Source organism: Thalassotalea sp. G20_0 (assembly GCF_017744175.1).
Taxonomy (GTDB): Bacteria; Pseudomonadota; Gammaproteobacteria; order Pseudomonadales; family Endozoicomonadaceae; genus Endozoicomonas.
Window position 1 is genome coordinate 33,815 of sequence record NZ_JAGHQV010000004.1, and the last position, 23,677, is coordinate 57,491.

The 23,677-nt window shown below is 50.5% G+C and carries 21 protein-coding genes; 14 read left to right on the forward strand and 7 right to left on the reverse strand.

Features of this window, described 5'->3' with window-relative positions; translation table 11 throughout:
* Position 1 precedes the first annotated feature (1 nt).
* Positions 2–1,285 (forward strand): ankyrin repeat domain-containing protein, encoded by a 1,284-nt coding sequence (locus J7438_RS03060; protein WP_209275411.1) that lies wholly within the window; start codon positions 2–4, stop codon positions 1,283–1,285.
* A 125-nt stretch (positions 1,286–1,410) separates the two neighbouring features.
* Positions 1,411–2,229, forward strand: coding sequence for a hypothetical protein (locus tag J7438_RS03065; protein ID WP_209275412.1), 819 nt, complete (start codon positions 1,411–1,413; stop codon positions 2,227–2,229).
* Between the two features lie 27 nt (positions 2,230–2,256).
* Here the strand turns inward: J7438_RS03065 and J7438_RS03070 are convergent, their stop codons facing one another.
* Complete coding sequence (locus tag J7438_RS03070) at positions 2,257–3,366, reverse strand: S1C family serine protease (RefSeq protein WP_209275413.1); 1,110 nt, start codon at positions 3,364–3,366, stop codon at positions 2,257–2,259.
* 113 nt (positions 3,367–3,479) lie between these two features.
* Between J7438_RS03070 and J7438_RS03075 the strand changes: the two genes are divergently transcribed.
* The 4 genes from J7438_RS03075 to cysN all read left to right on the forward strand — a co-directional run bounded on the left by J7438_RS03075 (position 3,480) and on the right by cysN (position 8,600).
* The gene (locus J7438_RS03075) at positions 3,480–4,247 is read left to right on the forward strand and encodes a Nif3-like dinuclear metal center hexameric protein (protein WP_209275515.1); all 768 of its coding nucleotides are present in this window, start codon (positions 3,480–3,482) and stop codon (positions 4,245–4,247) included.
* Positions 4,248–4,512: 265 nt separating this feature from the next.
* Positions 4,513–5,829 carry an anaerobic C4-dicarboxylate transporter family protein gene (locus J7438_RS03080; protein WP_209275414.1) on the forward strand — a complete coding sequence of 439 codons (1,317 nt, stop codon included), beginning with the start codon at positions 4,513–4,515 and terminating at the stop codon, positions 5,827–5,829.
* A gap of 267 nt (positions 5,830–6,096) precedes the next feature.
* Positions 6,097–7,005, forward strand: coding sequence for a sulfate adenylyltransferase subunit CysD (cysD, locus tag J7438_RS03085; RefSeq protein ID WP_209202551.1), 909 nt, complete (start codon positions 6,097–6,099; stop codon positions 7,003–7,005).
* Entirely contained in the window at positions 7,005–8,600 is a 1,596-nt protein-coding gene (gene cysN / locus J7438_RS03090) for a sulfate adenylyltransferase subunit CysN (RefSeq protein ID WP_209275415.1), read from the forward strand. Before cysD ends, cysN begins: the two co-directional genes overlap by 1 nt.
* An 82-nt stretch (positions 8,601–8,682) precedes the next feature.
* Here the strand turns inward: cysN and J7438_RS03095 are convergent, their stop codons facing one another.
* Both J7438_RS03095 and J7438_RS27575 read right to left on the reverse strand, forming a co-directional pair.
* On the reverse strand, positions 8,683–9,204 hold the full coding sequence (locus J7438_RS03095) for a hypothetical protein (protein ID WP_209275416.1): 522 nt from the start codon (positions 9,202–9,204) through the stop codon (positions 8,683–8,685).
* Positions 9,205–9,293: 89 nt separating this feature from the next.
* Positions 9,294–9,428 carry a hypothetical protein gene (locus J7438_RS27575; RefSeq protein ID WP_286196356.1) on the reverse strand — a complete coding sequence of 45 codons (135 nt, stop codon included), beginning with the start codon at positions 9,426–9,428 and terminating at the stop codon, positions 9,294–9,296.
* Between the two features lie 243 nt (positions 9,429–9,671).
* Between J7438_RS27575 and J7438_RS03100 the strand changes: the two genes are divergently transcribed.
* Entirely contained in the window at positions 9,672–10,880 is a 1,209-nt protein-coding gene (locus tag J7438_RS03100; RefSeq protein ID WP_209275417.1) for a glycine C-acetyltransferase, read from the forward strand.
* 56 nt (positions 10,881–10,936) lie between these two features.
* Positions 10,937–11,962: an L-threonine 3-dehydrogenase gene (tdh, locus tag J7438_RS03105; protein WP_209275418.1), complete on the forward strand. Its 1,026-nt coding sequence runs from the start codon at positions 10,937–10,939 to the stop codon at positions 11,960–11,962.
* A gap of 58 nt (positions 11,963–12,020) precedes the next feature.
* Here the strand turns inward: tdh and folE are convergent, their stop codons facing one another.
* Positions 12,021–12,572: a GTP cyclohydrolase I FolE gene (gene folE / locus J7438_RS03110; RefSeq protein WP_209202543.1), complete on the reverse strand. Its 552-nt coding sequence runs from the start codon at positions 12,570–12,572 to the stop codon at positions 12,021–12,023.
* A 317-nt stretch (positions 12,573–12,889) separates the two neighbouring features.
* Between folE and J7438_RS03115 the strand changes: the two genes are divergently transcribed.
* The 4 genes from J7438_RS03115 (at position 12,890) to J7438_RS03130 (ending at position 17,215) form a co-directional block, all read left to right on the forward strand.
* Entirely contained in the window at positions 12,890–13,903 is a 1,014-nt protein-coding gene (locus tag J7438_RS03115) for an amino acid ABC transporter substrate-binding protein (protein WP_503003884.1), read from the forward strand.
* A 126-nt stretch (positions 13,904–14,029) separates the two neighbouring features.
* Entirely contained in the window at positions 14,030–15,259 is a 1,230-nt protein-coding gene (locus tag J7438_RS03120) for an amino acid ABC transporter permease (RefSeq protein WP_353620089.1), read from the forward strand.
* Positions 15,260–15,270: 11 nt separating this feature from the next.
* Positions 15,271–16,362: an amino acid ABC transporter permease gene (locus J7438_RS03125; RefSeq protein ID WP_209202540.1), complete on the forward strand. Its 1,092-nt coding sequence runs from the start codon at positions 15,271–15,273 to the stop codon at positions 16,360–16,362.
* A 124-nt stretch (positions 16,363–16,486) separates the two neighbouring features.
* Entirely contained in the window at positions 16,487–17,215 is a 729-nt protein-coding gene (locus tag J7438_RS03130) for an amino acid ABC transporter ATP-binding protein (RefSeq protein WP_209202600.1), read from the forward strand.
* A gap of 191 nt (positions 17,216–17,406) precedes the next feature.
* Here J7438_RS03130 and J7438_RS03135 read toward each other — a convergent pair whose 3' ends face one another.
* Both J7438_RS03135 and J7438_RS03140 read right to left on the reverse strand, forming a co-directional pair.
* On the reverse strand, positions 17,407–18,687 hold the full coding sequence (locus tag J7438_RS03135) for an OmpP1/FadL family transporter (RefSeq protein WP_209275419.1): 1,281 nt from the start codon (positions 18,685–18,687) through the stop codon (positions 17,407–17,409).
* 407 nt (positions 18,688–19,094) lie between these two features.
* Positions 19,095–21,758: a hypothetical protein gene (locus J7438_RS03140; protein WP_209275420.1), complete on the reverse strand. Its 2,664-nt coding sequence runs from the start codon at positions 21,756–21,758 to the stop codon at positions 19,095–19,097.
* Between the two features lie 245 nt (positions 21,759–22,003).
* On the opposite strand from J7438_RS03140, the gene J7438_RS03145 reads away from it, so the two are divergent.
* Positions 22,004–22,222: a hypothetical protein gene (locus J7438_RS03145; protein ID WP_209202534.1), complete on the forward strand. Its 219-nt coding sequence runs from the start codon at positions 22,004–22,006 to the stop codon at positions 22,220–22,222.
* Positions 22,223–22,290: 68 nt separating this feature from the next.
* On the forward strand, positions 22,291–22,794 hold the full coding sequence (locus J7438_RS03150) for a hypothetical protein (RefSeq protein WP_209275421.1): 504 nt from the start codon (positions 22,291–22,293) through the stop codon (positions 22,792–22,794).
* 96 nt (positions 22,795–22,890) lie between these two features.
* Here the strand turns inward: J7438_RS03150 and yaaA are convergent, their stop codons facing one another.
* Positions 22,891–23,667: a peroxide stress protein YaaA gene (yaaA, locus tag J7438_RS03155; protein WP_209275422.1), complete on the reverse strand. Its 777-nt coding sequence runs from the start codon at positions 23,665–23,667 to the stop codon at positions 22,891–22,893.
* Positions 23,668–23,677 lie beyond the last annotated feature (10 nt).

Genomic DNA, 23,677 nt, shown 5'->3' on the forward strand with positions numbered 1-23,677 from the left:
AATGTTCGCAAGTATCAGACAATGTCTGTATCCCTGGATTGGAAGCGACCATCCGGAGGAACCCACCGGCAGTTTACCTGCAACGCCTTTGCTGTCTCTGCAGCAGCCGGGCACCTCAGCAGACATCAATTCAGGATTTGCCGCCGCTTCGGCAAGTAACCGAAGATTACCGTTATCGAGGGGTGATAAAACGACATCAGTCGTCAGATATGATGACCCGCCAGCTCTCAACGACCAGCTGCTCGATGCTGCCTGGCATGGCAATTATGATAGGGTCAAAGCCTTACTGGACCGGGGAGCAGACCCGAAAACCTGTGATAGCGGCCACTTTACTGCGTTGCATTTTGCTACAAGGAACAGCAACGATCAGACCGCGCTGCTCCTGAATTGCCTGCTGAATCACGGTGCCGATCTTAATGCCGTGACTGCACTGAACCGTACCCCCCTGCAATGTGCCGTTATCTGTGGCAATCTTTCGGCCGTAAGTACTCTGTTGGAGCACGGTGCTGACCCTGATATTCCTGACCAGTTCGGTTTTACCCCACTTAATAAAGCGGCGGAACAAGGGGCGTGCAAAATAGTTGACAAGTTGCTGGCTCACAGTGCCAACCCCGACACGTTTGGCGTCTGGACCTTGAACCCACTTTACAAGGCAGTATCTAAACAACACACCGATATTGTCCATACACTGTTGAATCACGGTGCCAATCCCGATCCCGACCTGTGCAACAGCTCTGGCCGAACCACGTTGAACTGCCTGGTAGAAAAACTGCGTCCTGTTGCTGAAGTCAGGCTGATGCTGGCTAACGGTGCTGACCCCAATACTTGCAGCAATTATGGCCAGACCACGCTGAATTTTGCGGTAAACAGAGATGATGGCTGCGCTGTCCAGCTGCTCAAGCTCTTACTGGCTAACGGCGCTGACCCCAATGCCCGTGGTGAAGATGGCGATACCCCGCTGCATCTGGGGATAGCAAATCAAAACCCGGAATTTGTCAGGATTCTGATGGATAATGGTGCCGATCCCGGTGTTTGTAACCAGCTGGGCTGGACAGCTCTGAAGAGTGCTGAAGCTGGAGGGGGTGCCCCCGAAATCATTGATTCCCTGCGCAATCATATACCCGTTTATCAACCCGGATCGCTGCAAGCCTGTGCCCGAACCTGTATTCGTCAACGCCTGGTGCAAAATCGGATATTGTTGGCAGAAGTGCTGTCAACAGACTCTGACTGTCTGCCACTGAAGGATTCCTTAAAAGCGTTTGTCTACGACCCGCTGAAGATTTAACCGGTGTTTTTCAAGGATAATGTTTGAACTTTTGCCTGAACTGGAAGTCATATATATAAAGAGCTAACAGGATTGTTGGCGTAGAACGAATCCTTTTAACGGTTCCCAATCAGGGAGATATTATTATGAACGCAAGCAGTGGCAGCATGCCAACCATTTCCTTTGGTACAACACATGATGAATTTCTCAAGCTCATCGGAAATTCTTCATTAAATCCAAAAGATACTAGGTCATTTGTTTTGACAGGTGTCGGTAAAACTCGCACCCTGACTGTCTTCACGCAAAAAGACCTCTATTTAACACACGCAGATAAAAACCCAAACATATCCCAGATTAATAGTTTTTCGCGTGATGGAAAATTGGTCAAGATTAGAGATTGTGACTGCTACGTCCGCCTCTTTTCTGTTCATAATCCCAGCAAGGAAGCGGAATCAGTAGCAAGTAAGCTTGGCTCAAAAGCAGGAGCAGCATTTAAAGCAGAAGCATCCAAAGTATCAGCAGGTCATTATGCCGTTATCACAACCTTTTACCCAGTCACTCCAGGCGAGGGATGTAAACCAAAAGACCCTTATGTGCCATTAAAACCGGGTTTTAAGCAGCAACGCCTGGAATATGTTTTTTGCTCCGAACACCCGAATCACCCCCTTGAAGTGATTAGCAATTCAACGCTTGAGATCCGTACCAGAAGATTGGGTTCGAGTGATGTGAACTACAAAACACTTGATAGTGAGAAACCTGTGTATTCCCATGGGATTAACCTGACATCGTATTATAAGGCTATCTATTCCAAAAAAGACCAGACCAAGCACCAATCCGGGGCTCAGGGATGCTGGGGAATGCAAAACGTTGACCCTTTTTCAAACGATGGCCCCGATGGTCAGGATTGTCGCCCCTCTGGCGATATGGCTAATTTCATGGGTGGCTCGAATTTTCATAATAACTAGTGAAATATCCGGGCTAGTCCATTGCATTCAGTTAACAATAGTTGGCCTTGTCGTTGCCTGTGCGGTTAACTCAATTGCTTCGCCATCCCTCAACACCTGCATGGTCATCTGTTGGCCCGGTGGAATACGGGCCACCATATTCATTACCTTGCGGCCATCCCGGGTGCTCTGGCCATTGATGCCGGTAAGAATATCGCCACGTCGCAACCCCGCCCGGTCGGCAGGACCATCTTCATAAATCCCGGTAATCAAAATGCCAATTTTCGTGCTGACACCGTAGGCTTCTGCCAGTGCCGAGCTCAGTGGCTGTGACTCAATACCCAGCCAGCCCCGAATCACCCGGCCATATTTAATGATGGAATCCATAACAAAGCGGGCCATATTGGAAGGAATCACAAAGCCAACCCCTTCACTGCCACCACCACGGGAAAACAATAGCGTGCTGATGCCAATCAGATCACCATAGGCATTGACCAGGGCACCACCGGAGTTGCCGATATTGATGGCGGCATCGGTCTGGATAAAGTCTTCATAGGTATTCAGTTGCAGGTCATTCCGGCCGGTGGCGCTGATAATGCCCATGGTCACCGTCTGTCCCAGTCCGAATGGGTTGCCAATGGCCAGCACCACATCACCAATTTCTGCGCTGCCAGAGTCCACCAGGTCCAGATAAGGCAAATCCTTCAGGTTGACTTTCAACACAGCAAGATCACTTTCCGGGTCGGTGCCAATAATGCGGGCTTTGACTTCCCGGCCATCGCGCAGGCTAATCATCAGCCTGGCCGCATTTTGAATCACATGGTGGTTGGTCAGGATATAACCTTCAGGATCAACAATAACGCCGGAACCTTCCGGGGTGCTGCGGGCATGGGTTCTCTGGGGCAGTGGCAGGTTGCTGTCACCACGCTGAGACAGGCTGTTGGTAGAGATACTGACCACAGCTGGTGCGGCCTTTTTCACGGCATCACTGTAGGAAACCTGCCCGGTGACATTGAACACTCTGGAGGATTGTTCAATAAAGCGGTTGCGGGATTTTTCTGAAATACCACCGAACTCAGGCCTGATCAGCAGCACTGTAATCGCGGTTAATAGCCCGATCAGGATGGGTAAGCCCATCGACTTAAGCAGTTTTTTCATTCGCAGCCCATGGGAATTGCCGTTATGTGATTATAATGAGACCAACAAAATACGATTCTTAATATACAGCGATGTAAGGATGGAGAGAACCAATGGTGCCCACATCACAAGATATGACATTAAAAGAAATGGTGGCATTACTGGATCAGGAGTTACAGCCTGGTCTGTTTAAAGATTACTGCCCCAATGGTATTCAGGTCGATGCCAGCCCGGCAGCGGACTCCCCGATAAAGAAGATTGTCACAGGGGTTACCGCCTGTCAGGCGCTGATTGACCGGGCCATTGAACTGAAGGCCGATGCCATTCTGGTTCATCATGGGTATTTCTGGCGAGGTGAAGACGCGGTGATTACCGGCAGCAAACGTCGGCGCATTGAAACGCTGCTGGCGAACCATATCAGCCTGGTGGCCTATCATTTGCCACTGGATGCCCATCCGCTGTTTGGCAATAACGCAGAGCTTGCCCGCTTGATGGGGTGGGATGTCGTAGGTGGCATGGAGCCGGGAGCCAAATTGCCGGTGGGTAACTGGGGCACAACAGGGCGAAAACTGTCGCTGGATGAGTTGAGCCAGGAAATTTCCGGCAAGCTGGGACGTGACCCACTGGTGATTGCCGGAGGAAGCCACCCCATAAATACCATCGCCTGGTGTACCGGGGCCGCTCAAAGCATGATTGATAAGGCTCTGAACCTGGGGGTGGATGCTTTTGTCAGCGGTGAGATTTCGGAGTCAACGGTGCATTTTGCCAGGGAAAATGGCATTCACTATATCAGTGCCGGTCATCATGCTACCGAGCGTTATGGGGTTCAGGCACTGGCTCGCTGGCTGTATGAGGAAACGGGCATTGAGCATGAGTTTGTTGATATCGATTCCCCGGTATAAATTTTCTTTTATTAACTCTGTGCCGTGTTGTTAGAAAAAACAGGTCGCTTGTTCTTCTTTGATTACAGTTGAATAGCACATTCATTAATTATTTAAACGCCGTTGAAATTGTTGCTGTAAGTCAATCTGTATAAAAAATAACTCTCGTACACTTGTCCTCGCTTTTTTCTGCCTCGCTGTTAAGCCTAAGGGATTACCCAAAGCAGCGAGGCATTTTTGTTTTGTCGTTTTGAACAGCACTGTCGTGTTGTTGGGGGTGGTAATTATGATCTGGCTACAGTTGGCCATTGTGATTCTGTGCATCCTGGTGGGTGCACGTATCGGGGGGATTGGTCTTGGTTTGATGGGTGGTGTGGGTCTTGCCACGCTCTCCTTTTTGTTCGGTATTCAGCCGACTTCACCACCGATTGATGTCATGTTGATGATTCTGGCGGTGGTTTCTGCCGCTGCCTGTATGCAGGCAGCCGGCGGTATGGATTACCTGGTACAGCTGGCGGAACGTATTCTCAGAAAAAATCCAAAGCGTATTACCTTTATTGCGCCGGCGGTCACTTACTTCTTCACCATGTTTGCCGGTACTGGCCACGTTGCTTACTCTGTGCTGCCCGTGATTGCCGAAGTAGCCCGCCGTACCGGTGTGCGCCCGGAGCGTCCTATGTCCATGGCGGTCATTGCCTCTCAGGTGGGTATTGTTGCCAGCCCGATTGCCGCTGCCACCGTTGCCATGCTGACCATTATGTCGACAAAGTATGACATTACCCTGGGACAAATTTTGGGCACAACCATTCCGGCAACCATGGTTGGCCTGTTCCTGGCCGCCCTGGTGACCAATAAACTGGGTAAAGAGCTGAAGGATGACCCTGAATATCAGCGTCGTATGCAAGACCCGGAGTTTCGCCGCAAGATGGAAGAAACCACCACGGTTTCTGCAGTTGAACTGAAGCCTGGGGCGAAAATCTCCGTTTTGCTGTTCCTGTTTGGTGCCGTTCTGGTGGTTCTGATGGGGGCCATTCCCGGGTTACGTCCTCAGTTCAATGGTTCTGCCATGTCCATGGCGCACACCATTGAAATCATTATGCTGGCGGTATCGGCACTGATTGTCTGGCTGGGTAAAGCAGATGTTGCTGAAGCCAGCCGTGGTGATGTATTCCTGGCGGGTATGCGGGCAATTATTGCTATCTTCGGTATTGCCTGGCTGGGCGACAGCTTTTTCGGTGCCCACGATGCGCTGCTGAAAGGCAGTATCTCTGACTTGGTACAAAGTGCTCCATGGGCATTTGCCATCGCCTTGTTTGTTCTGTCGGTGATGGTGAACAGTCAGGGTGCCACCACCTCGACATTGATGCCTCTGGGTGTGGCGCTTGGTTTGCCCGTGGCGTCTCTGGTTGCCATGTTCCCAGCCGTGAACGGTTACTTCTTTGTACCTAACTACGGTCCGATCATTGCCTCTATCGACTTTGACAGCACTGGCACGACCCGCATTGGCAAGTATGTGTTTAACCACAGTTTTATGCTGCCAGGTCTGATGTCGATTGTGTTCTCTGTGATCGCCGGTTTTGTGTTCAGCAGCATTGTGCTGTAAAGATCATGGCGCTTGGATAGAACGAAGTTTAAGGGCCTGCTGACGTTTTGTTGCAGGCCCGGCGTATCCGGGTGCCCTGATACGCCGAAGCATCTTTGAGTATCGTGACTGTGGATTTAGCTGACGGGTTCACCACTGAATTCAGGGAGAATCAGCAAGCGATATATTTATATATAAAAACAATATAGATTTTGAATTTATTATTCTATTTTCACTGATAGTATTTCACTTAGAGCACAACAATAACTTCGCTTTAGGTCGAAATGCATGTCGGATCAAGACTTCAACCATCTAAAACAGCTGGAAGCGGAAAGCATCCATATCATTCGGGAAGTGGCTGCTGAGTTTGAAAACCCTGTCATGCTTTACTCTATCGGCAAAGATTCTGCCGTAATGCTGCATCTGGCCATGAAAGCTTTTTACCCGGGTAAACCGCCCTTTCCTTTATTACACGTAGATACCACCTGGAAATTCCGGGAAATGATTGAGTTCCGGGATCAGCTGGCACAAAGACTGGGTCTTGAGCTGCTGGTGCATACCAATCCGGAAGGTCTGGAGCAGGGCGTCGGGCCATTTACCCATGGCAGCGCAAAACATACCGATGTGATGAAAACCCAGGCACTTAAGCAGGCATTGGATAAATACGGCTTTGATGCTGCGTTTGGTGGTGCCCGCCGGGATGAGGAAAAATCCAGGGCGAAAGAGCGGGTTTACTCTTTTCGCGACAAAAACCATCGCTGGGATCCGAAAAACCAGAGACCGGAACTTTGGAATATCTACAATAGCCAGGTTGAGAAGGGCGAGAGTATTCGCGTATTTCCGCTGTCAAACTGGACGGAGCTGGATATCTGGCAATATATCCACCTGGAACAGATCCCTATTGTGCCACTGTATCTTGCTAAAGAACGCCCGGTGGTGGAGCGTGATGGCAACCTGATTATGGTGGACGATGAGCGGATGCCGCTGCAACCCGGTGAACAACCCCGGATGCGCAAAGTACGCTTCAGAACCCTGGGATGCTACCCGCTGACCGGTGCCGTAGAATCGGAAGCCGATACACTGACCGAAGTAATTCAGGAGATGCTCCTGACCCGAACCTCTGAGCGACAGGGTCGGGTGATCGACCATGACAGTGCCGGCTCCATGGAAAAGAAAAAGCAGGAAGGGTATTTCTGATGTCACACCAATCTGAACTTATTGCCAGCGATATCGAAGAGTACCTGAACCGTCATGAACAGAAAGAGATGCTGCGTTTTCTCACCTGTGGCAGTGTTGATGATGGTAAAAGCACCCTGATTGGCCGTCTTTTACACGACACCAGCATGATTTATGAAGATCAGCTGGCTGCCGTAGAAAACGACAGTAAACGTGTAGGAACCCAGGGGGAAAAACTGGATCTGGCGCTGCTGGTGGATGGTTTGCAGGCAGAGCGTGAGCAGGGCATTACCATTGATGTCGCCTACCGTTATTTTTCCACCGAAAAACGTAAGTACATCATTGCCGATACGCCCGGGCATGAGCAGTACACCCGAAATATGGCAACCGGCGCTTCCACCTGTGATCTGGCGATTATTTTGATTGATGCCCGTCAGGGCGTGCTGACCCAGACCCGTCGGCATACCTACATAGCCAGCTTGCTGGGCATAAAGCATATTGTCGTGGCCATCAATAAGATGGATCTGGTGGATTTCAGCAAGGCTCGGTTTGAAGAGATTCGTAACCAGTACCTTGATTTCGCAGAACCGTTGCAATTGGGTGATATCCAGTTTGTGCCGATGTCGGCACTGGAAGGCGACAATGTGGTACACCGCAGCGAACGGATGTCCTGGTATCGTGACAGTACTCTGATGGACGTGTTGGAAAATGTCGAGATTGCCCGGGACCGTAACCTGGATGACTTCCGCTTCCCGGTTCAATACGTCAATCGCCCTAACCTGGATTTTCGTGGTTTTTCAGGAACGCTGGCCTCCGGCAAACTCAAGCCCGGCGATCAGATCAAGGTACTACCTTCGGGTCAGGTGAGCACCATTGCCCGCATTGTGACCTGGGATGGGGATCTGCCTGAAGCCCATGCGGGTCAGGCGGTTACCCTGACCCTGACCGATGAAATTGATATCAGCCGTGGTGATATGCTGGTGCACCGGGACAGCAGTGTTCAGGTGGCTGCTGATCTGGATGTGGATCTGGTGTGGATGGCGGAACAGCCCATGAGCCCTGGCAGGCAGTATCAGATCAAGTTTTCTGCCGGCAAGGTTCCGGGCAGTTTTGCCGGGGTTGATCACCGGGTTGATGTGAACTCTCTGGACCATCACCCGGCAGAGCAGCTGGCACTTAATGAAATTGGCCTGTGCCAGCTCAGGCTGACCAGGGCTGTGCCTGTGGACAGCTACCAGCGTAACCGCCAGACCGGTGCCTTTATTGTTATTGACCGGCTCAGTAACGCCACGGTTGCTGCCGGTATGGTACGGGGAGTCAGTGAGCGTACTCAGCAGGATTCTCTCTCCAGAGTCCATCGGCAACAGCGTCTGGGTCAGAAAGGCGGTGTGTTCAAAGTTGCCAGCCAGCATGCCAAAATTATTGAACGACAGCTGTTTGATCGTGGGTTTTATCCATTGGTGATTGGCAGTGATGATGAACAGTGGGCTGCCAGGGCGGATGCGTTACTCAAGGCTGAGGTGGCCGTCTTGATTACCTCGGAAGATGAGGTGGCGGATAATGCTTCTGTGGACTCGGTGGTGGATACCATTGTGGCCTCTCTGACTCTTCCATAAACCTTTCCTCAGGCCTCTCTTCACCTGACAGAGAGGCCTCTCAAAAACCACTGTGTCAGAACGGCAACACAGCCATTGAAACCTAATCCCTCGGCAATAACACCTCCTCCATGGGAGGACTGGCAGAATTATCCCGGGAACCGAAAAAGTCTGGTAGCGGTGGCAACAGGTAATTGGTAATTAAGGAGGTCACAATTATAGCCGCCAGGCTAAAGGTTACAGAGCTCATCGACCCGGGCAGCATTCGCCGGAGGTACTCCGATAAAATCTCCGACTCTGAAACGAATTGCCGGGCATATTCCGGGGAAACGCCAGTTTGCTGGGTGTCGGCCATGACCACTCTATCAAGTAGCTCCTCCAGGCCAATATAAGGCAGTAATGATCGAGCCAGGCGGTCAGCCAGTGGTTTGACAAAGCAGGGAATGTGGGCGTTACAGTCAGTCAGGGGGCAACGCCGGAAGCAATCCCGCTGAATCAGGCAGTCGCGATGAAATGCGTGACCCCGGGCGCAGTTGACCATATCAGCGTCAGCGGGTGGGGTACTACGAGGAGCCCGAACGTTATGGCACAGAAAACAACTGCTGGTCGAATGTACATTATCCATGTGGCAAGAAACTCCGGGTGATGAAATTCATCAGTTGCCAATTATCTTTGAACTTTACTTTTGTTAGACCCATTGTTCTTCCAAAAGGTTCAACGGAATGCTGTTGAAGGATGCCTGTTTTGACTGTTCAGCCAACCATTGGCTGCCGCCATGACCGCCTTGATGGTGCGTACGGTATTCTCAGGCAGCCTTTGATTTCTCCCTGGAATTGCTGCTTCAACCACTGAACCAGACGTCAGTAGTGACTCACCGGATTATCAGGTGAATTGGCGCAAAAGCCCTGATAATAGGTACAAATGCCGGTTCAATGGGATTCCTCGCTGATCCACTATTAGGCCAATCATCTACAATGATCTGGTTGATGACAGAAAGACATCCCCATTGGCCTGACAGCCTCCCGGGAAAACTGTGCCCCTGGCAGATGCTCAAAGGCGGGATGCTGGAAATTACCGAGAACAGGAGTCGAAATGAAGGCCGATTTTTATCAAGGGCTGCGCAGGCAGCTGGATGAGCTCAAACAGGAAGGGCTTTATAAAAGTGAACGGGTGATCAGTTCCCAGCAACAGGCTGCAATCAAAGTGCTCTCCAATGGTGAGAGCGGTGATGAAGTACTTAACTTCTGTGCCAATAACTACCTGGGCCTGGCCAATGCACCGGAGCTGATTGAAGCGGGTAAACAGGGGCTTGATCAATATGGCTTTGGCATGGCTTCCGTACGTTTTATCTGCGGTACCCAGACTGTTCATAAAGATCTGGAAGCTCATATCTCCCGGTTCCTGGGCATGGAAGATACCATTCTCTATCCTTCCTGTTTTGATGCCAATGGTGGTCTGTTTGAAACCATCCTGGGGCCGGATGACGCCATTATCAGTGATGCGCTGAACCATGCCAGTATCATAGATGGTGTGCGCCTGTCCAAAGCCAAACGTTTCCGCTATGCCAATAACGATATGGCCGATCTGGAAGCGCAACTGCAGGCGGCCGAGGCTGCCGGTGCCAAAACCAAACTGATTGCTACCGATGGCGTATTCTCCATGGATGGGGTTATCGCCAACCTGAAAGGCATCTGCGATCTGGCGGATAAATACGGTGCGCTGGTGATGGTGGATGACTGTCATGCCACCGGTTTTATTGGTGAGAAAGGGGTTGGTACTCCTGAGTTCTGTGATGTTATGGGACGTGTGGATATTCTCACCGGTACCCTGGGTAAAGCACTGGGTGGTGCTTCCGGTGGTTACACCTCCGGTAAAAAAGAAGTGATTGACTGGTTGCGTAATCGTTCCCGTCCATACCTCTTCTCCAACACGCTGTCACCCAGCATTGCTGCCGCTTCGATCAAAGTGTTTGAGATGCTGGCTGAAGGCGCAGAACTGCGCCGGAAGGTACGTGATAATGCCGACTATTTCCGCGCCGAAATGACCAGACTGGGCTTTACCCTGGCCGGAGCCGATCATCCGATTGTACCGGTGATGCTGGGTGATGCGTCACTGGCTGGCCAGTTTGCCGACCGTATGCTGGAAGAAGGGATTTACGTGGTTGGTTTCTCCTTCCCGGTGGTGCCAAAAGGGCAGGCGAGAATTCGTACCCAGATGTCCGCTGCCCACAGCAGAGAGCACCTGGACAAAGCCATTGCCGCTTTCGCCAGGGTTGGTCGAGAGTTGGGCGTTATCCACTGATTCACACACGCTGGCTTGCTATTCTGAATAGCAAGCCCATTGAGAAAACAGACACTGTGAAGACATTAGCCAAAAGCAAAGCAGAACCCGGAATCTGGATGGAAGACCGCCCCATGCCAGAAGTGGGTTACAACGATGTACTGATCAAAATCCGCAAAACCGCCATTTGTGGTACTGACATGCATATCTATCACTGGGATGAGTGGTCGCAGAACACCATTCCGGTGGGTATGCACGTTGGCCATGAATTTGTCGGCGAAATCGTTGACATGGGTGACGGTGTGCGTGGCTTTGAGGTTGGTCAGCGGGTGTCCGGTGAAGGCCATATTACCTGTGGCCACTGCCGTAATTGCCGTGCCGGCCGCCGTCATCTCTGCAACTTTACTGTGGGTGTTGGCGTCAATCGTGACGGTGCGTTTGCCGAATACCTGGTGATTCCGGCGGTTAATGCCTTCCCGATTCCTGATGACATCAGTGATGACCTGGCCGCCATTTTTGACCCGTTTGGTAATGCGGTTCACACTGCACTCTCGTTTGACCTGGTGGGAGAAGATGTACTGATTACCGGTGCCGGACCCATCGGCATTATGGCGGCAGCCATCTGTCGGCATGTCGGTGCCCGCAATGTGGTGATTACCGATGTCAACGAATACCGTCTGGATCTGGCCCGTAAAATGGGTGCGACCCGCGCTGTGAATGTTGCCAATACCGATCTGCCGGAAGTGATGGCTGAGCTGGGCATGGTTGAAGGCTTTGATGTGGGCCTTGAAATGTCCGGCAATGGTCGTGCATTTAAGCAGATGCTGGAAAATATGAACTACGGTGGCAAGATTGCACTGCTGGGCATTCCAGCCAGTGATACCGTGATTGACTGGAACCAGGTGATCTTCAAAGGTCTGGTGATCAAAGGTATTTATGGCCGTGAGATGTTTGAGACCTGGTACAAGATGACCAGCATGTTGCAGTCTGGTCTGGATATTTCTCCAATCATTACGCACCGGTTCCCGGTTGATGATTTTGACAAAGGTTTTGAAATCATGGGGTCCGGGCAGTCTGGAAAAGTGATTCTGGACTGGTGTTGAATCCAGGCAACAAAAAAGCCAGCAAATGCTGGCTTTTTTGTTGCCCATGATTAGGTTCTCAGCGAATAAAACGCAGAAACTCTTCCCGGGTTGGCTGATTGTCTTTCATCAGGCCACGCATGACCGAAGAGGTCATGGATGAGTTCTGTTTTTCCACACCGCGCATCATCATGCACATATGTTGCGCTTCAATTACCACGGCAACCCCTTTGGCGTCGGTTACTTCCATAATGGCATCGGCAATCTGTTTGGTCATGTTTTCCTGAATCTGCAGGCGGCGGGCGAACATATCCACAATGCGGGCAAATTTTGACAGGCCGAGCACCTTGCCATTGGGTAAATAGCCAATATGACACTTGCCAATAAAGGGCAGCAGGTGATGCTCACACATTGAGTACAGTTCTATGTCTTTGATCACGACCATTTCGCTGATGTCGGATTCAAACACCGCACCATTAACGATCTCTTCCAGTGTCTGGCTATAGCCTCTGGTCAGGTATTGCATTGCTTTGGCAGCGCGAAGCGGCGTATCTCTGAGGCCTTCCCGATGAATATCCTCACCGACGGACTCAATAATGGCCTTGTAGTGTTCGCTGATTCTTTGAGACATTGGAAGAATTATCACTGCATGGTTATCAAGGTGGACGGCAGTTTAACACAATTAATACATAACCCGGAAAGCCGCTGAACGACTTTCTTTGCAAGGTTTGGCACAGGCTGAGCAATTTGCACAATAAGGAAGGTATGGCCAGGACAAACATGAGCGGCATAACAGTTGCTAGTGTTTTTGCTTGCAGGTATGGTTGAAAAACCATGAGCTAAAGCGCGGTTGAAATTGTCAGGCGGTTGAGCAGGATTAACCTGTGCCGGACAGTCCCGTGCTGAAAATAATAACAACACCAAAGGAACGTTCTCATGCTGAAAAGTCTGAAAACAGTCGCTGCGCTGGGTGCATTGGCGGCAGCGGGTTTGGCACCGGTCGCCAGTGCTTCGGCAACGCTGGAGTCGGTAAAGGAAAAAGGTTATGTGGCCTGTGGTGTCAGCACCGGCCTTCCGGGCTTCAGTAACCCGGATGATAAAGGACAGTGGAGTGGGCTGGATGTTGATGTCTGTCGTGCCGTTGCCGCAGCGACTTTGAAAGATGCTGACAAGGTCAAGTTTGTACCGCTTACCGCTAAGGAGCGTTTTACCGCTCTGCAATCAGGAGAGATTGATGTGCTCTCCAGAAATACCACCTGGACCCTGACCCGTGATGCCTCCCTGGGCCTGAACTTCACCGGCGTCTCTTACTATGACGGCCAGGGCTTTATGGTGAAGAAAGATCTGGGTGTGAAAAGTGCCAAAGAGTTGGATGGTGCTTCTATCTGTATCCAGTCCGGTACCACCAGTGAGCTGAATCTTGCTGATTACTTCCGGGCTAATAATATGGAGTATCAGCCCGTGGTCTTTGATACCTCTGACAGTACGGCAAAAGGCTTTGATGCGGGGCGTTGTGATGTCCTGACTTCTGATCAATCTCAGCTTTATGCCTTGAGAGTTCGTTTGTCCAAGCCTGATGCTGCTGTGGTTCTGCCAGAAGTGATTTCAAAAGAGCCGCTCGGTCCTGTGGTGCGTCAGGGCGATGACCAGTGGTTCAACATTGTCAAGTGGAGCCTGGCCGCCATGATTAATGGCGAAGAGCTGGGCCTGAACTCGGGCAATATCAACGCGCAAAAAGCATCTTCTGATCCCAATGTACGCCGTTTGTTGGGTATTGACGGCCCTAAAGGTAAAGGTCTTGCCCTGGATGATGACTGGTCTCTGCGGATTATCGAGCAGGTGGGTAACTATGAGGAGATCTTTGAGCGTAACGTGGGTGCAGAATCACCGCTTCAGATCGATCGTGGCCTGAACGCCCTCTGGAACGAAGGGGGTATCCTCTACGCTCCTCCCTTCCGTTAATTCAATCGTTACGACATATACCCCGCTTGCACGCAACGCGTGAGGGCGGGAGTATGGATAGTCCTGCATTTTTTGCAGAACCTGTGAAGCGCGGGAACGAGATAAGAAGAAAAAGGGAGTTAGGTCGTGAGTGATCCTGAGCACGTATCCCATAAAAAAAATGCAAACCCCTCCTTTTTGGAGAAGATGTTGAAAGAGATGCTGAGGCTATGGCGTGATGCCTCCTTCAGGCCGCTGTTGATGCAGGGGATTGTGGTGCTGGTGGTGGTGATGCTCGGTGTCTGGGTAATCAATAACACCATGAACAACCTTGAACACCGGGGCATCAGCACCGGATTCGATTTTCTTTCCCAGGAAGCGGGCTTTGGCATTATTCAATCGCTGGTGGCCTACGACGAATCCCACAGCTACGGTCGCACCTTTGTTGTGGGCATACTTAATACCTTGCTGGTGTCCGGATTAGGTATCTTCTTCGCTACCCTGCTGGGTTTTCTGGTGGGGGTTGCCAGACTGTCGTCTAACTGGCTGCTGGCCAGAATGGCATCGGTGTTTATTGAGACCTTTCGCAATATTCCATTACTGCTGCAAATCTTTTTCTGGTATTTCGCAGTTCTGGCGGCGTTACCCCATCCCCGGCAAAGTTATGCCCTTGGCGATACCATTTTTTTAAATCTGCGTGGTCTTTTTCTGCCCAAACCTATTATTGAGCAGGGGCTGCTGCCGGTTCTGGTCAGTTGTCTGGTTGCCATTGGTCTGGCGTTATTGCTAAGGGCCAGAAATCGGCAGAGAAGAGTGGCAACCGGTAAGGACATTTCCGGTGCGTCCTGGTATATGGCCGCACTACTAATGGGCGTTCCTGTGCTTGTCTGGCACTTTTCTGGTGCATCGTTGGTCCTGGATACGCCAGCGCTGAAAGGCTTTAACTTCCGTGGTGGTATTACCATCATTCCTGAGCTGGGCGCTTTGTTACTGGCCCTGACCATTTATACCGCCGCCTTTATTGCCGAGGTGGTGAGAGCCGGTATTGAGTCTGTTCAGAAAGGGCAGAAAGAGGCTGCCGCATCACTGGGGCTTAAGCCAGGGAAAGTGTTGACCCTGGTGGTGATTCCCCAGGCGATGAAGGTGATTATTCCGCCATTGACCAATCAATATCTGAATCTGGCCAAAAACTCTTCACTGGCGACAGCGATTGGTTATCCGGACCTGGTCAGTGTCTTTGCCGGCACTACCCTGAACCAGACCGGGCAGGCGGTTGAAGTGATTGCCATGACCATGGCCGTTTATCTTACCATCAGTTTGAGTGTATCCCTGCTGATGAATATCTATAACAGACATGTGGCGCTTATCGAGCGGTAAGGTTGAGAGAAATGATCAGTCACGATATCAACATGATTCCTGCCCGTGAGCCACCTGCAACAGCCGTCGGTGTACTGGCATGGGTAAAAAATAATCTGTTTGCCAACCCGCTGAGTGCGCTGACCACACTGCTGATTGCTTACGGTCTGTATTTATTCGTACCACCGCTGGTGCAGTGGGCATTTATCGAGGCTACCTGGTTTGGCACCGACAGCACTGCCTGCAGTAGTGAAGGGGCCTGCTGGGCTTTTATCACGGCAAGGCTTGATCAGTTTATTTATGGGTTTTACCCGGAAGAACAGCAGTGGCGGGCGGATCTCTTTTTTACCCAGCTGGCCCTGTTGATTGCCTGGCTGTCGTTTAAAGTGACACCGGGTAAAAAGTGGGTGTTGGGCTACAGCCTGGTACTGATGCCGGTGGTTTCCTGGTTTCTGCTTTATGGCGACTTGTTGGGGCTTGAGAAAGTGGAGACCCATCAGTGGGGTGGGGTGATGCTGACGCTGTTGCTGGCACTGTGCGGGATGATCGCCTCTTTGCCATTCGGTGTGCTGCTGGCCCTTGGTCGTCGTTCCAATATGCCGGTCATACGGTCTTTATGCACCGGGTATATTGAACTCTGGCGCGGTGTTCCCCTGATCACTGTGCTCTTTATGGCCTCGGTCATGCTGCCACTGTTTGTGCCGGAAGAGGTGGTGTTCGATAAACTGCTGCGGGCGCTGATCGGCATTATTCTATTTCAGGCGGCCTATATGGCGGAAGTGGTGCGAGGTGGGTTGCAGGCCATCCCCAAAGGACAGTTTGAAGCGTTTAACAGCCTTGGCCTGAGTTACTGGCAGGGGATGATTATGATTATCCTGCCCCAGGCCATGAGACTGGTTATTCCCGGGGTGGTAAATACCTTTATTGCCCTGTTTAAAGACACCAGTCTGGTACTGGTCATCGGCCTGTTTGATCTGCTGGCCATTATTCAGGCCGGGCTGAATGACCCCGCCTGGCTGGGCAACTCCATAGAGGGCTATCTGTTTGCCGGGCTGGTTTTCTGGGTTTTCTGTTTTGGCATATCAAAGTACAGCCAGCGACTGGAACAACAATTACACCGATAATGACATCAGGGATGCCAATGGTATGAGTGATTATCTTGACGAACCTCGTCTGCAAAAGCCATTACCGAAAAGTGGCCAGCCAGAGGTGACGATTCAGCGTGAAGCCGCTGTTGAGCAGGCCAGCCTGATTGAGATCAGTGGCCTGAATAAATGGTATGGTCAATTTCATGTGCTGCGTGATATTAACCTGAACGTCAGGAAGGGGGAGAAGATCGTTATCTGTGGGCCTTCCGGCTCCGGTAAGTCCACATTGATCCGCTGCATTAATTGCCTTGAGGAGCATCAGGAAGGCAGCATTGTGGTGGATGGCACCCGGCTGACCAATGACCTGAAAAATATAGAAACCATCCGTCGTGAAGTGGGGATGGTATTCCAGCAGTTTAATCTGTTTCCACATCTGACCATTCTGGAGAACTGTACACTGGCACCTATCTGGGTCCGTAAACAGTCAAAAAAGGCAGCGGAAAAGGTGGCTATGGAATACCTGGAGCGGGTGAGAATCCCGGATCAGGCCAATAAATATCCCGGACAACTGTCTGGTGGCCAGCAGCAGCGGGTGGCGATTGCCCGAAGCCTGTGTATGAATCCGGAAGTGATGCTGTTTGATGAGCCCACCTCTGCCCTTGATCCGGAGATGATTAAAGAAGTGCTGGAGGTTATGGTCGAGCTGGCACAGGAAGGGATGACCATGCTCTGCGTGACCCATGAAATGGGCTTTGCCCGGACGGTGGCTGACCGGGTGATCTTTATGGATGAAGGTCAGATTATTGAACAGGCACCGCCGGAAGTGTTTTTCAGCAACCCACGTTCAGAGCGAACCCGCAGGTTTCTTGGTCAGGTGTTGAATCACTAGTGCATGGTTTCAATGTAATTGATGGGTTCCTTCTATCAATGACTCCCAGGCTCCGTTCGTCCTGAGCGGAGATTGTACACATCAAACTCATCGAAATGATGTGCCAGGGAACTCAAACCGGTTTGGGGTTAATAAAAAAATACCGGCATAAATGGTTCACGCCGGTATTTTATGTCACTTAGCAATCGAACTTAGAACTTGTAGCGCAGGGTAGCGTGCAGTGCCCAGGCGTTGGTGTCGTACTTGCCGGAGCTGGCTTTGGTTCCGGTATTGGTCACTTCACCGCCACCTTTTACCGTATCGTTTTCAGCAAAGTTATATTCTGCACCCAAATCAAGTCCCAGTTTGCCACTCATCAAGGTAGTACCCGCACCCAGGGTGAAGGAGTGAGCACCAGCCGGTGTGGAGAAGGTGGGTGCCGCGTATTCTTCTGGCGTTACGGCTGTGGTGTAGATATAACCCGCTCTCAATGCCCAGTTTTCGATGCCGGTGTACTCAGTAGCAAAGCGGAAGTTCCACTGGTCATCCCAGTTAGCAATAATCCTGTTTACCAGCAAATTACCTTCATTGCTGGAAAACTTGATCGATTCTATATCGCTGTACTTCGTCCAGGTGGCTTCACCGAACAGCTTCCAGTCATTATTCAGGCTGTAGTCTACACCTGTGGAAATCTGGGTTGGCAATGCGGTTTCAGCAGTAGCGGCGATGCCTGGTGTATGAACAGCGGTGTTCGCTACATAGGTAGTGGCTTCACCATCTGCCTCTATACTGACATCTGAGCGATAATTCAGTCCCCAGCCCCAGCGGTTATCATCGGAGCGATACATCGCGCCGAGACGTACACCAAATGTGTTAAAGCCAGAGAGGTCGTTATAACCCACAAGCGCACCGGTAGTACCAAAAATAGCAGCAGAGGCCAGATTGATATCAGCCTGGGCATAGGTAATACGGTAGGTGCCACCGATGGACCAGTTGTTATTGATCTGGTAGGCAAGAGCCAGACCGGCTTCCATTATCTTGATATCGGTTGAATAGTCGCCAGTCATTGGTGTGAGACTACCAACAGTAACCCCTTCATAACTGGTATTGGAACCACCGGCACCATAGAACCCATAACCCATAACCAACCGGTCATTCAGGCGATAAGCGCCCGTCAAACCGGCATTGGGCACAAAGTTTCTCTCTCCTTTCACATAGGAGTTATCGCCTTCAGCGGGACCGTTGGTCTGAACAAAGGTAGGAGAGGCATTCAAGGCAATTTCGTTGCCCTCAATACGGGCCAGACCAGCCGGGTTGTAGAACACGGCACTGGATGTATTAACGGAAGAAACAGCGGCACCCGCAAGGGCAGCGTATTTCGCGTCCCACATGGTCGCTTTTTCAAAGCCACCTGCAACGGCATTACCGGTGAATACGGCAAAAGCCAGAGAGGAAAGTACAAATAAACGGCCTTGGCGCGAAACCATAGACATGAAACTCCACAAAAGTCTATTGGGCAGTACTCTGACGAGTCGCTTCCTGAAAGTGACTGTCAGTGGATGATACCGCTGGGAAAGAAGCACGCAGAAAATGTGCCGTATAAAACTGACAGGAATATTATTAAGGTTTAAAAAAGTTTTCTGTTATGTTTTGTTTCTAACGTGTTGTAAATTTTAACTTTTTTAGTACTTTATCGTCTTAATAAAGTAGAAGCCGAGGTAGGGATACGCGTTTGCAGGCAGAAAACAGGCACAAAACAAAACCTGAGTGAAGGTTATAATTGCATTTTCATGATCATAAAGCCCAAAGAACCCCGGAGACATGACAGATACAGGAGCGTTATCGCCTAAAGGCGACATTACCGGTCAGCCAGGATAGAACTCACCGGAATGTGTGGTGCTTACTCAAACTTGCCTTCTTCGTCTTTATCATTATCAGCATCTTTATTGGCTTCCCTGATTGGAAGCAATCTCCTTTTCAGAGAACCAAGCAGATCATTGGGTTTGGGTGCCTTCTCTTTTATTTTCTTTGCCTCTTCTTTTGCTTCTTGGATTTGTTGCTCAATATCCTTGTCGCTGCTCTGACGCTTGTTATCCATGGCGGTAGCAGCGTTTTCCAGAGCTTTTTTGAATGTCTCACTGCCAAAGAAGCCCTGGTTTGATGGCTTGCTTTTAGCTCCGTTACCTGATTCCGTTTTGTTTGCGTTATCCGGGCTATTGGCCTGAGCAGTGCTGGTTGATGCCGGAGCCTTCCTGGTCCTGGCGGACAATATTTCCTGGGATATTGGTGGAGGTACTGGTGGTGCAGCGGGAGGCAATGGCGTTGTGGCATCATTGTTCAAAATTGGCTGAGCGGTTTCTCCCGGTTCTTCTGGAGAGAGGGCGGCATTTATGTTGTTCAGGTCAGCGGTTACATCCTCCGGGAGCTGGTCATCAGATACGGACGAGTCTGTGATGTCGTCAGCATCCATGGTATTTGAAGTTCTTCTCAGCATCTTTGCCACGGCGGCTTCCAACTCTGCTTTAAACTGGGCATCGTTAAACGTCTTGTTACCGGATGATGTGTTTTTCGTTTCGCTCTTTGGTACGGCAATGTTATTGGTTGCCTTGCTATTCGCCTGAGAAGAGCTTCTCTGCCCGGCCGGTAATTCATCCGCCGCAGGGAACGGTGGAAAGGAAACCGTTGTTTCAGCAGGCCTGTAACCGGCGGGTGATAGTGCCGACTGGGAGGGCTGAGCCGTGTCTTCCATTGCTCTGTTTCTTGCCGCTACTTTTTCCATCAGTTCATCGATAAACGGAAGGTGGCTATTTTCCAATCTCTCCGCCGTCTGAGCCCATTTCCTGGCAACATTGCTATCCAGAGTGTCAACTTCTTCCGGTGTTTTGGGTCTTCTGTCGGCCAGTTTTTTGGTCAATTCCGCCATAAGTTCGGGGTGACTCCCGGACCGAGAGGCTTTTGCTGTGTTTGCCGTATCGTCATTGGGTGAAAGTCTGTCACTGGTTTGTGTGCTGTTGCCTTCAATTGGCTGGTTTGGCTTTGTTGATTTTAGTTCCCTTTGTCTATTTTTTAGCTCTCTGAGCAGTGCTGCATGCAAGTTATCTTGTTTTTCTGGCTGTTGGACTTGCGATTTGGCCGTCTGCTCCGTGGTCGGGTTGGTTGACGGCTCTGCCTGTTGCGGCGTCATTGTCGGCTGAACGACGGATTCCTCTGTCGGGACAGAGGCCGCTTCCCGGATTTCTTCCCGGGAGAGGGATGCTGCTGTTATGGTTTCCGGCAAGGAGGAGAGACGATCAACGGGCACTGTTTCCTGCGGACTCTCTTCGCTGTCCGGTACGGTACCAGTTTGCTTCTTCAGAGCTGAAACGGGCTCGGTGACAGTGAGGTCTTCTTCTGTTGGAACACTCTCTGTATATTCAGCTGCTGGAGTGCTTTCTTGTTCTGTCTCAATAGGTGGAGAGCTTTGGACTGAGTCAGTAGCCTGCTGTTCACTCTGTAGTAAAGCCGGTTCGGCCTCTTCAGGCGTAGCGGTGGTTTGCGAACTATTCACTAAAGGCAGTGGTACCGGATAAGCCGGAGTTGCTCGCTGAGTCGGTCTGTCCATGGGTGGATCGGTAACTATGGGGGCAGCTTGTTTCTGCGCACCGGAAGAGGTTGTTGTGGTTAAGTCTTGCTCTTCAGGGTAACCATTTCCTTTCTCAATACCCGGAGAATCTTCTCTGGCAGTGATAGCAGAGCTTTCCTCTGCTGCTGGCCGGGCGCTTGTATCATGGTGTCTGGTCTCGACAAAGCTTTTCTCAACGGGGGTTCGATGATGAACGGTGATTGCACACTTTCTGTTTATTAGCTTGTCAAACGCCTGTGCGCCTTCCCCCTGGCCCAGGGTTTCTCTGCCCGCAACCTCGTTGTCGTTGAGAACGAGGGACTGTCTTATTTCTTCGGCTCTACTGGCACTTGCTTCTGTATTGGCATACTGCTTATCGTGACGCTTAAGGGCCTCTATGGTTTTTACCATTAACTTGTCAAGATTCTTATGGTTCTCCAATTCATCACCCGGGGGTATCAGGCTCAGTGGTTTGTCGGACTGAGACTTAAGGGTGATTTTAACGCTAAGGCCAGCCGGGAACTCCATACTCTTAAGCATTGCCAGCACCTGTTCAGGGCTATTAGCTTGAGCTTTATACAGTGCTTCCAGCGAAATACCGACTACTTTCTTTGCGTTAATGGCACCAAGAAGACTGTCTGCCTCTTTCAGCAAATCAGCCCGTTTCTGCAAAAGTTCTGTATTCTGGCTATCCAGTTTATTCTCTTTTAAACCCGTCGTGTGATGAGCGGGTACCTGGGTAGCTTCTGTTTTTAGCGGCGATGGACTGTCTGCACCTGTGACCACGCTTTCCTGTTTCGCTAAATAGCTCGTGGTATCGGCACTTTCAATTTTCCTGCCTCTATGGTGACCAACCGGTGCCTCCGCCTCTTTTGGCGTTGGCTCATAATTGGTGTGGACGGGGCCTGAACCCTCGACTCCTGGTGTTCTGTGACAAAGTGGGTTTCTGGGTAGTTTGAACATAATTAAGTAGGCTGGCCGGTTATATTGTTAGTGATATCGGCAGCAGGAGGAAATTGTTACCGGTCATTATGGCCCGATGAGGTCAGGTTGCGATTAAGGTGATAGAGGGCGGTACGTGGAAAGATTTGCGTCATGTGCGTAGTTACTCATGTTTTTCATTCTGAAACAAAAACTAACAGCGTTATCCATAAAGCCTTTGTATGATCGCCAGCAATTTTTATATGCCCAAAGGATTTGGAGTTGCTATGATGCGTCTATCTCTTGGCATTGAACTGGATTATGAGGATGATTGGGCCGGTGTCTGGTTTGGTGATCAGACCAGTGTTCAGGTTATGGCTTTGCAGGGCACGGTGTCCTATAAAATCCATGATGACGGTTTGTTGCCAGCCAACCGGTTTTTTTTATTTATTTTCTCTTTCCGTCCCTATACCCTTCTAACCATCGTCAGCACTGTTCTGGCTTGACCCGGGGAGGAGAAAGGATGTTCAGGAAGATCGTTTCAGGAAAGAAATTTATTTTCATGACCTTTTTGGTGGCTATGATTTCTGGCTGTAGTTCACTGGCTTCTAAAGATTCATCGACAACAGGCACCTCCTCCAACCAAGATCAGGCAGACTGTCAGTCACTTTCTAACCTGTTCAGTAAAAGCAATAATAACTTTGAGAGCATCCGTTTCCGCCCGTCCTATAAATACAAAATTACGCTCTGGGAGAGTCGTTATCAGCTGATAGAAAACAGCTGTCAGATATGGCAATGGGGTGATAAATACAGTTATGTCTGCAATAAGGCTTATCCTGACCAGGAAACGGCTCATCAGGTGTATGAACAGGCCCAGACCTTTATCAATCAATGTCTGGGTGAAAATCCCCATGGCTGGTATGAAAAGCAGGGCTTGCTTGAAGAACGGGGGGAGGAGACTCAGTACCTGCTTGAAGACCAGGTTCGGGGAACGTTAAGAAAGCAGAGTACTCCCGGTTTCTTTAAAGACAGCTGGTCTGTTTACTTCTGGATTGACTCCACTTCGCTGCTGCGCTGAACCGCTTTCGCCTTTTCATGTTCCGGGAAAAGGCGATTTCTACTCTATGCTTGAATTTTACAAGGCAAGCATAGAGCGAAACCCAATGGTAGATTTTTAATCTTGCGCTTCCCGGGTAAAAACCCACTCCTTATCGGAGGACATGGCCTCATTGAAGGCATAACCTTCGTAGTCAAAACTTTTCATTTTCTCTGGCTGGTCAATATTATGGTCGATAATGTAGCGGCACATCAGGCCCCTGGCTTTTTTGGCGTAGAAACTGATGATTTTGTATTGACCGTTCTTCCAGTCTTTAAATACCGGCGTAATAATCTGGCCATTAATCTGCTTTGGCTGCACAGACTTGTAGTATTCATTGGACGCGAGGTTGACCAGTACCTGGCTCTTCTGACTGGCCAGCTCGTTGTTCAGCTGCTCTGTAATCCTGCTTCCCCAGAACTGGTAAAGGTCTTTCCCCCGCTGATTGGAAAATCGCGTGCCCATTTCCAGCCGGTAAGCCTGCATTAAGTCCAGCGGGCGTAACAGGCCATAAAGGCCAGAGAGAATTCTCAGGTGTTGCTGGGCAAATGACAGCTGCTGTTCACTGAGTGTTTCTGCGTCGAGACCGGTGTATACATCACCCTTGAAGGCCAGTACCGCCTGCTTGGCATTGTCCGGACTGAACGGTGCCGACCATGCCTGGAAACGGGCTGCATTGAGCTGGGACAGCTTATCACTGATGCTCATCAGGCTGCCAATCGCTGCCGGGCTTAATTCACGGAGCTCTTCAATCAGCAGGGCGGACTGGTCAAGAAAGTCTGGCTGGGTGAATTTTTTTGTTGTGGGTGGTGTGTCATAGTCCAGGGTTTTCGCTGGAGAAATAACGAGCAGCATTCAACTCTCC

Coding starts and splice junctions, on each gene's coding strand:
- cysD (WP_209202551.1), top strand. CDS start 6,097: ATGTCGGATCAAGACTTCAACCATCTAAAACAGCTGGAAGCGGAAAGC.
- J7438_RS03095 (WP_209275416.1), bottom strand. CDS start 9,204: ATGGATAATGTACATTCGACCAGCAGTTGTTTTCTGTGCCATAACGTT.
- yaaA (WP_209275422.1), bottom strand. CDS start 23,667: ATGCTGCTCGTTATTTCTCCAGCGAAAACCCTGGACTATGACACACCA.
- cysN (WP_209275415.1), top strand. CDS start 7,005: ATGTCACACCAATCTGAACTTATTGCCAGCGATATCGAAGAGTACCTG.
- J7438_RS03080 (WP_209275414.1), top strand. CDS start 4,513: ATGATCTGGCTACAGTTGGCCATTGTGATTCTGTGCATCCTGGTGGGT.
- folE (WP_209202543.1), bottom strand. CDS start 12,572: ATGTCTCAAAGAATCAGCGAACACTACAAGGCCATTATTGAGTCCGTC.
- J7438_RS03100 (WP_209275417.1), top strand. CDS start 9,672: ATGAAGGCCGATTTTTATCAAGGGCTGCGCAGGCAGCTGGATGAGCTC.
- J7438_RS03140 (WP_209275420.1), bottom strand. CDS start 21,758: ATGTTCAAACTACCCAGAAACCCACTTTGTCACAGAACACCAGGAGTC.
- J7438_RS03075 (WP_209275515.1), top strand. CDS start 3,480: ATGACATTAAAAGAAATGGTGGCATTACTGGATCAGGAGTTACAGCCT.
- J7438_RS03070 (WP_209275413.1), bottom strand. CDS start 3,366: ATGAAAAAACTGCTTAAGTCGATGGGCTTACCCATCCTGATCGGGCTA.
- J7438_RS03135 (WP_209275419.1), bottom strand. CDS start 18,687: ATGTCTATGGTTTCGCGCCAAGGCCGTTTATTTGTACTTTCCTCTCTG.
- J7438_RS03065 (WP_209275412.1), top strand. CDS start 1,411: ATGAACGCAAGCAGTGGCAGCATGCCAACCATTTCCTTTGGTACAACA.
- J7438_RS03060 (WP_209275411.1), top strand. CDS start 2: ATGTTCGCAAGTATCAGACAATGTCTGTATCCCTGGATTGGAAGCGAC.
- J7438_RS03145 (WP_209202534.1), top strand. CDS start 22,004: ATGATGCGTCTATCTCTTGGCATTGAACTGGATTATGAGGATGATTGG.
- J7438_RS03125 (WP_209202540.1), top strand. CDS start 15,271: ATGATCAGTCACGATATCAACATGATTCCTGCCCGTGAGCCACCTGCA.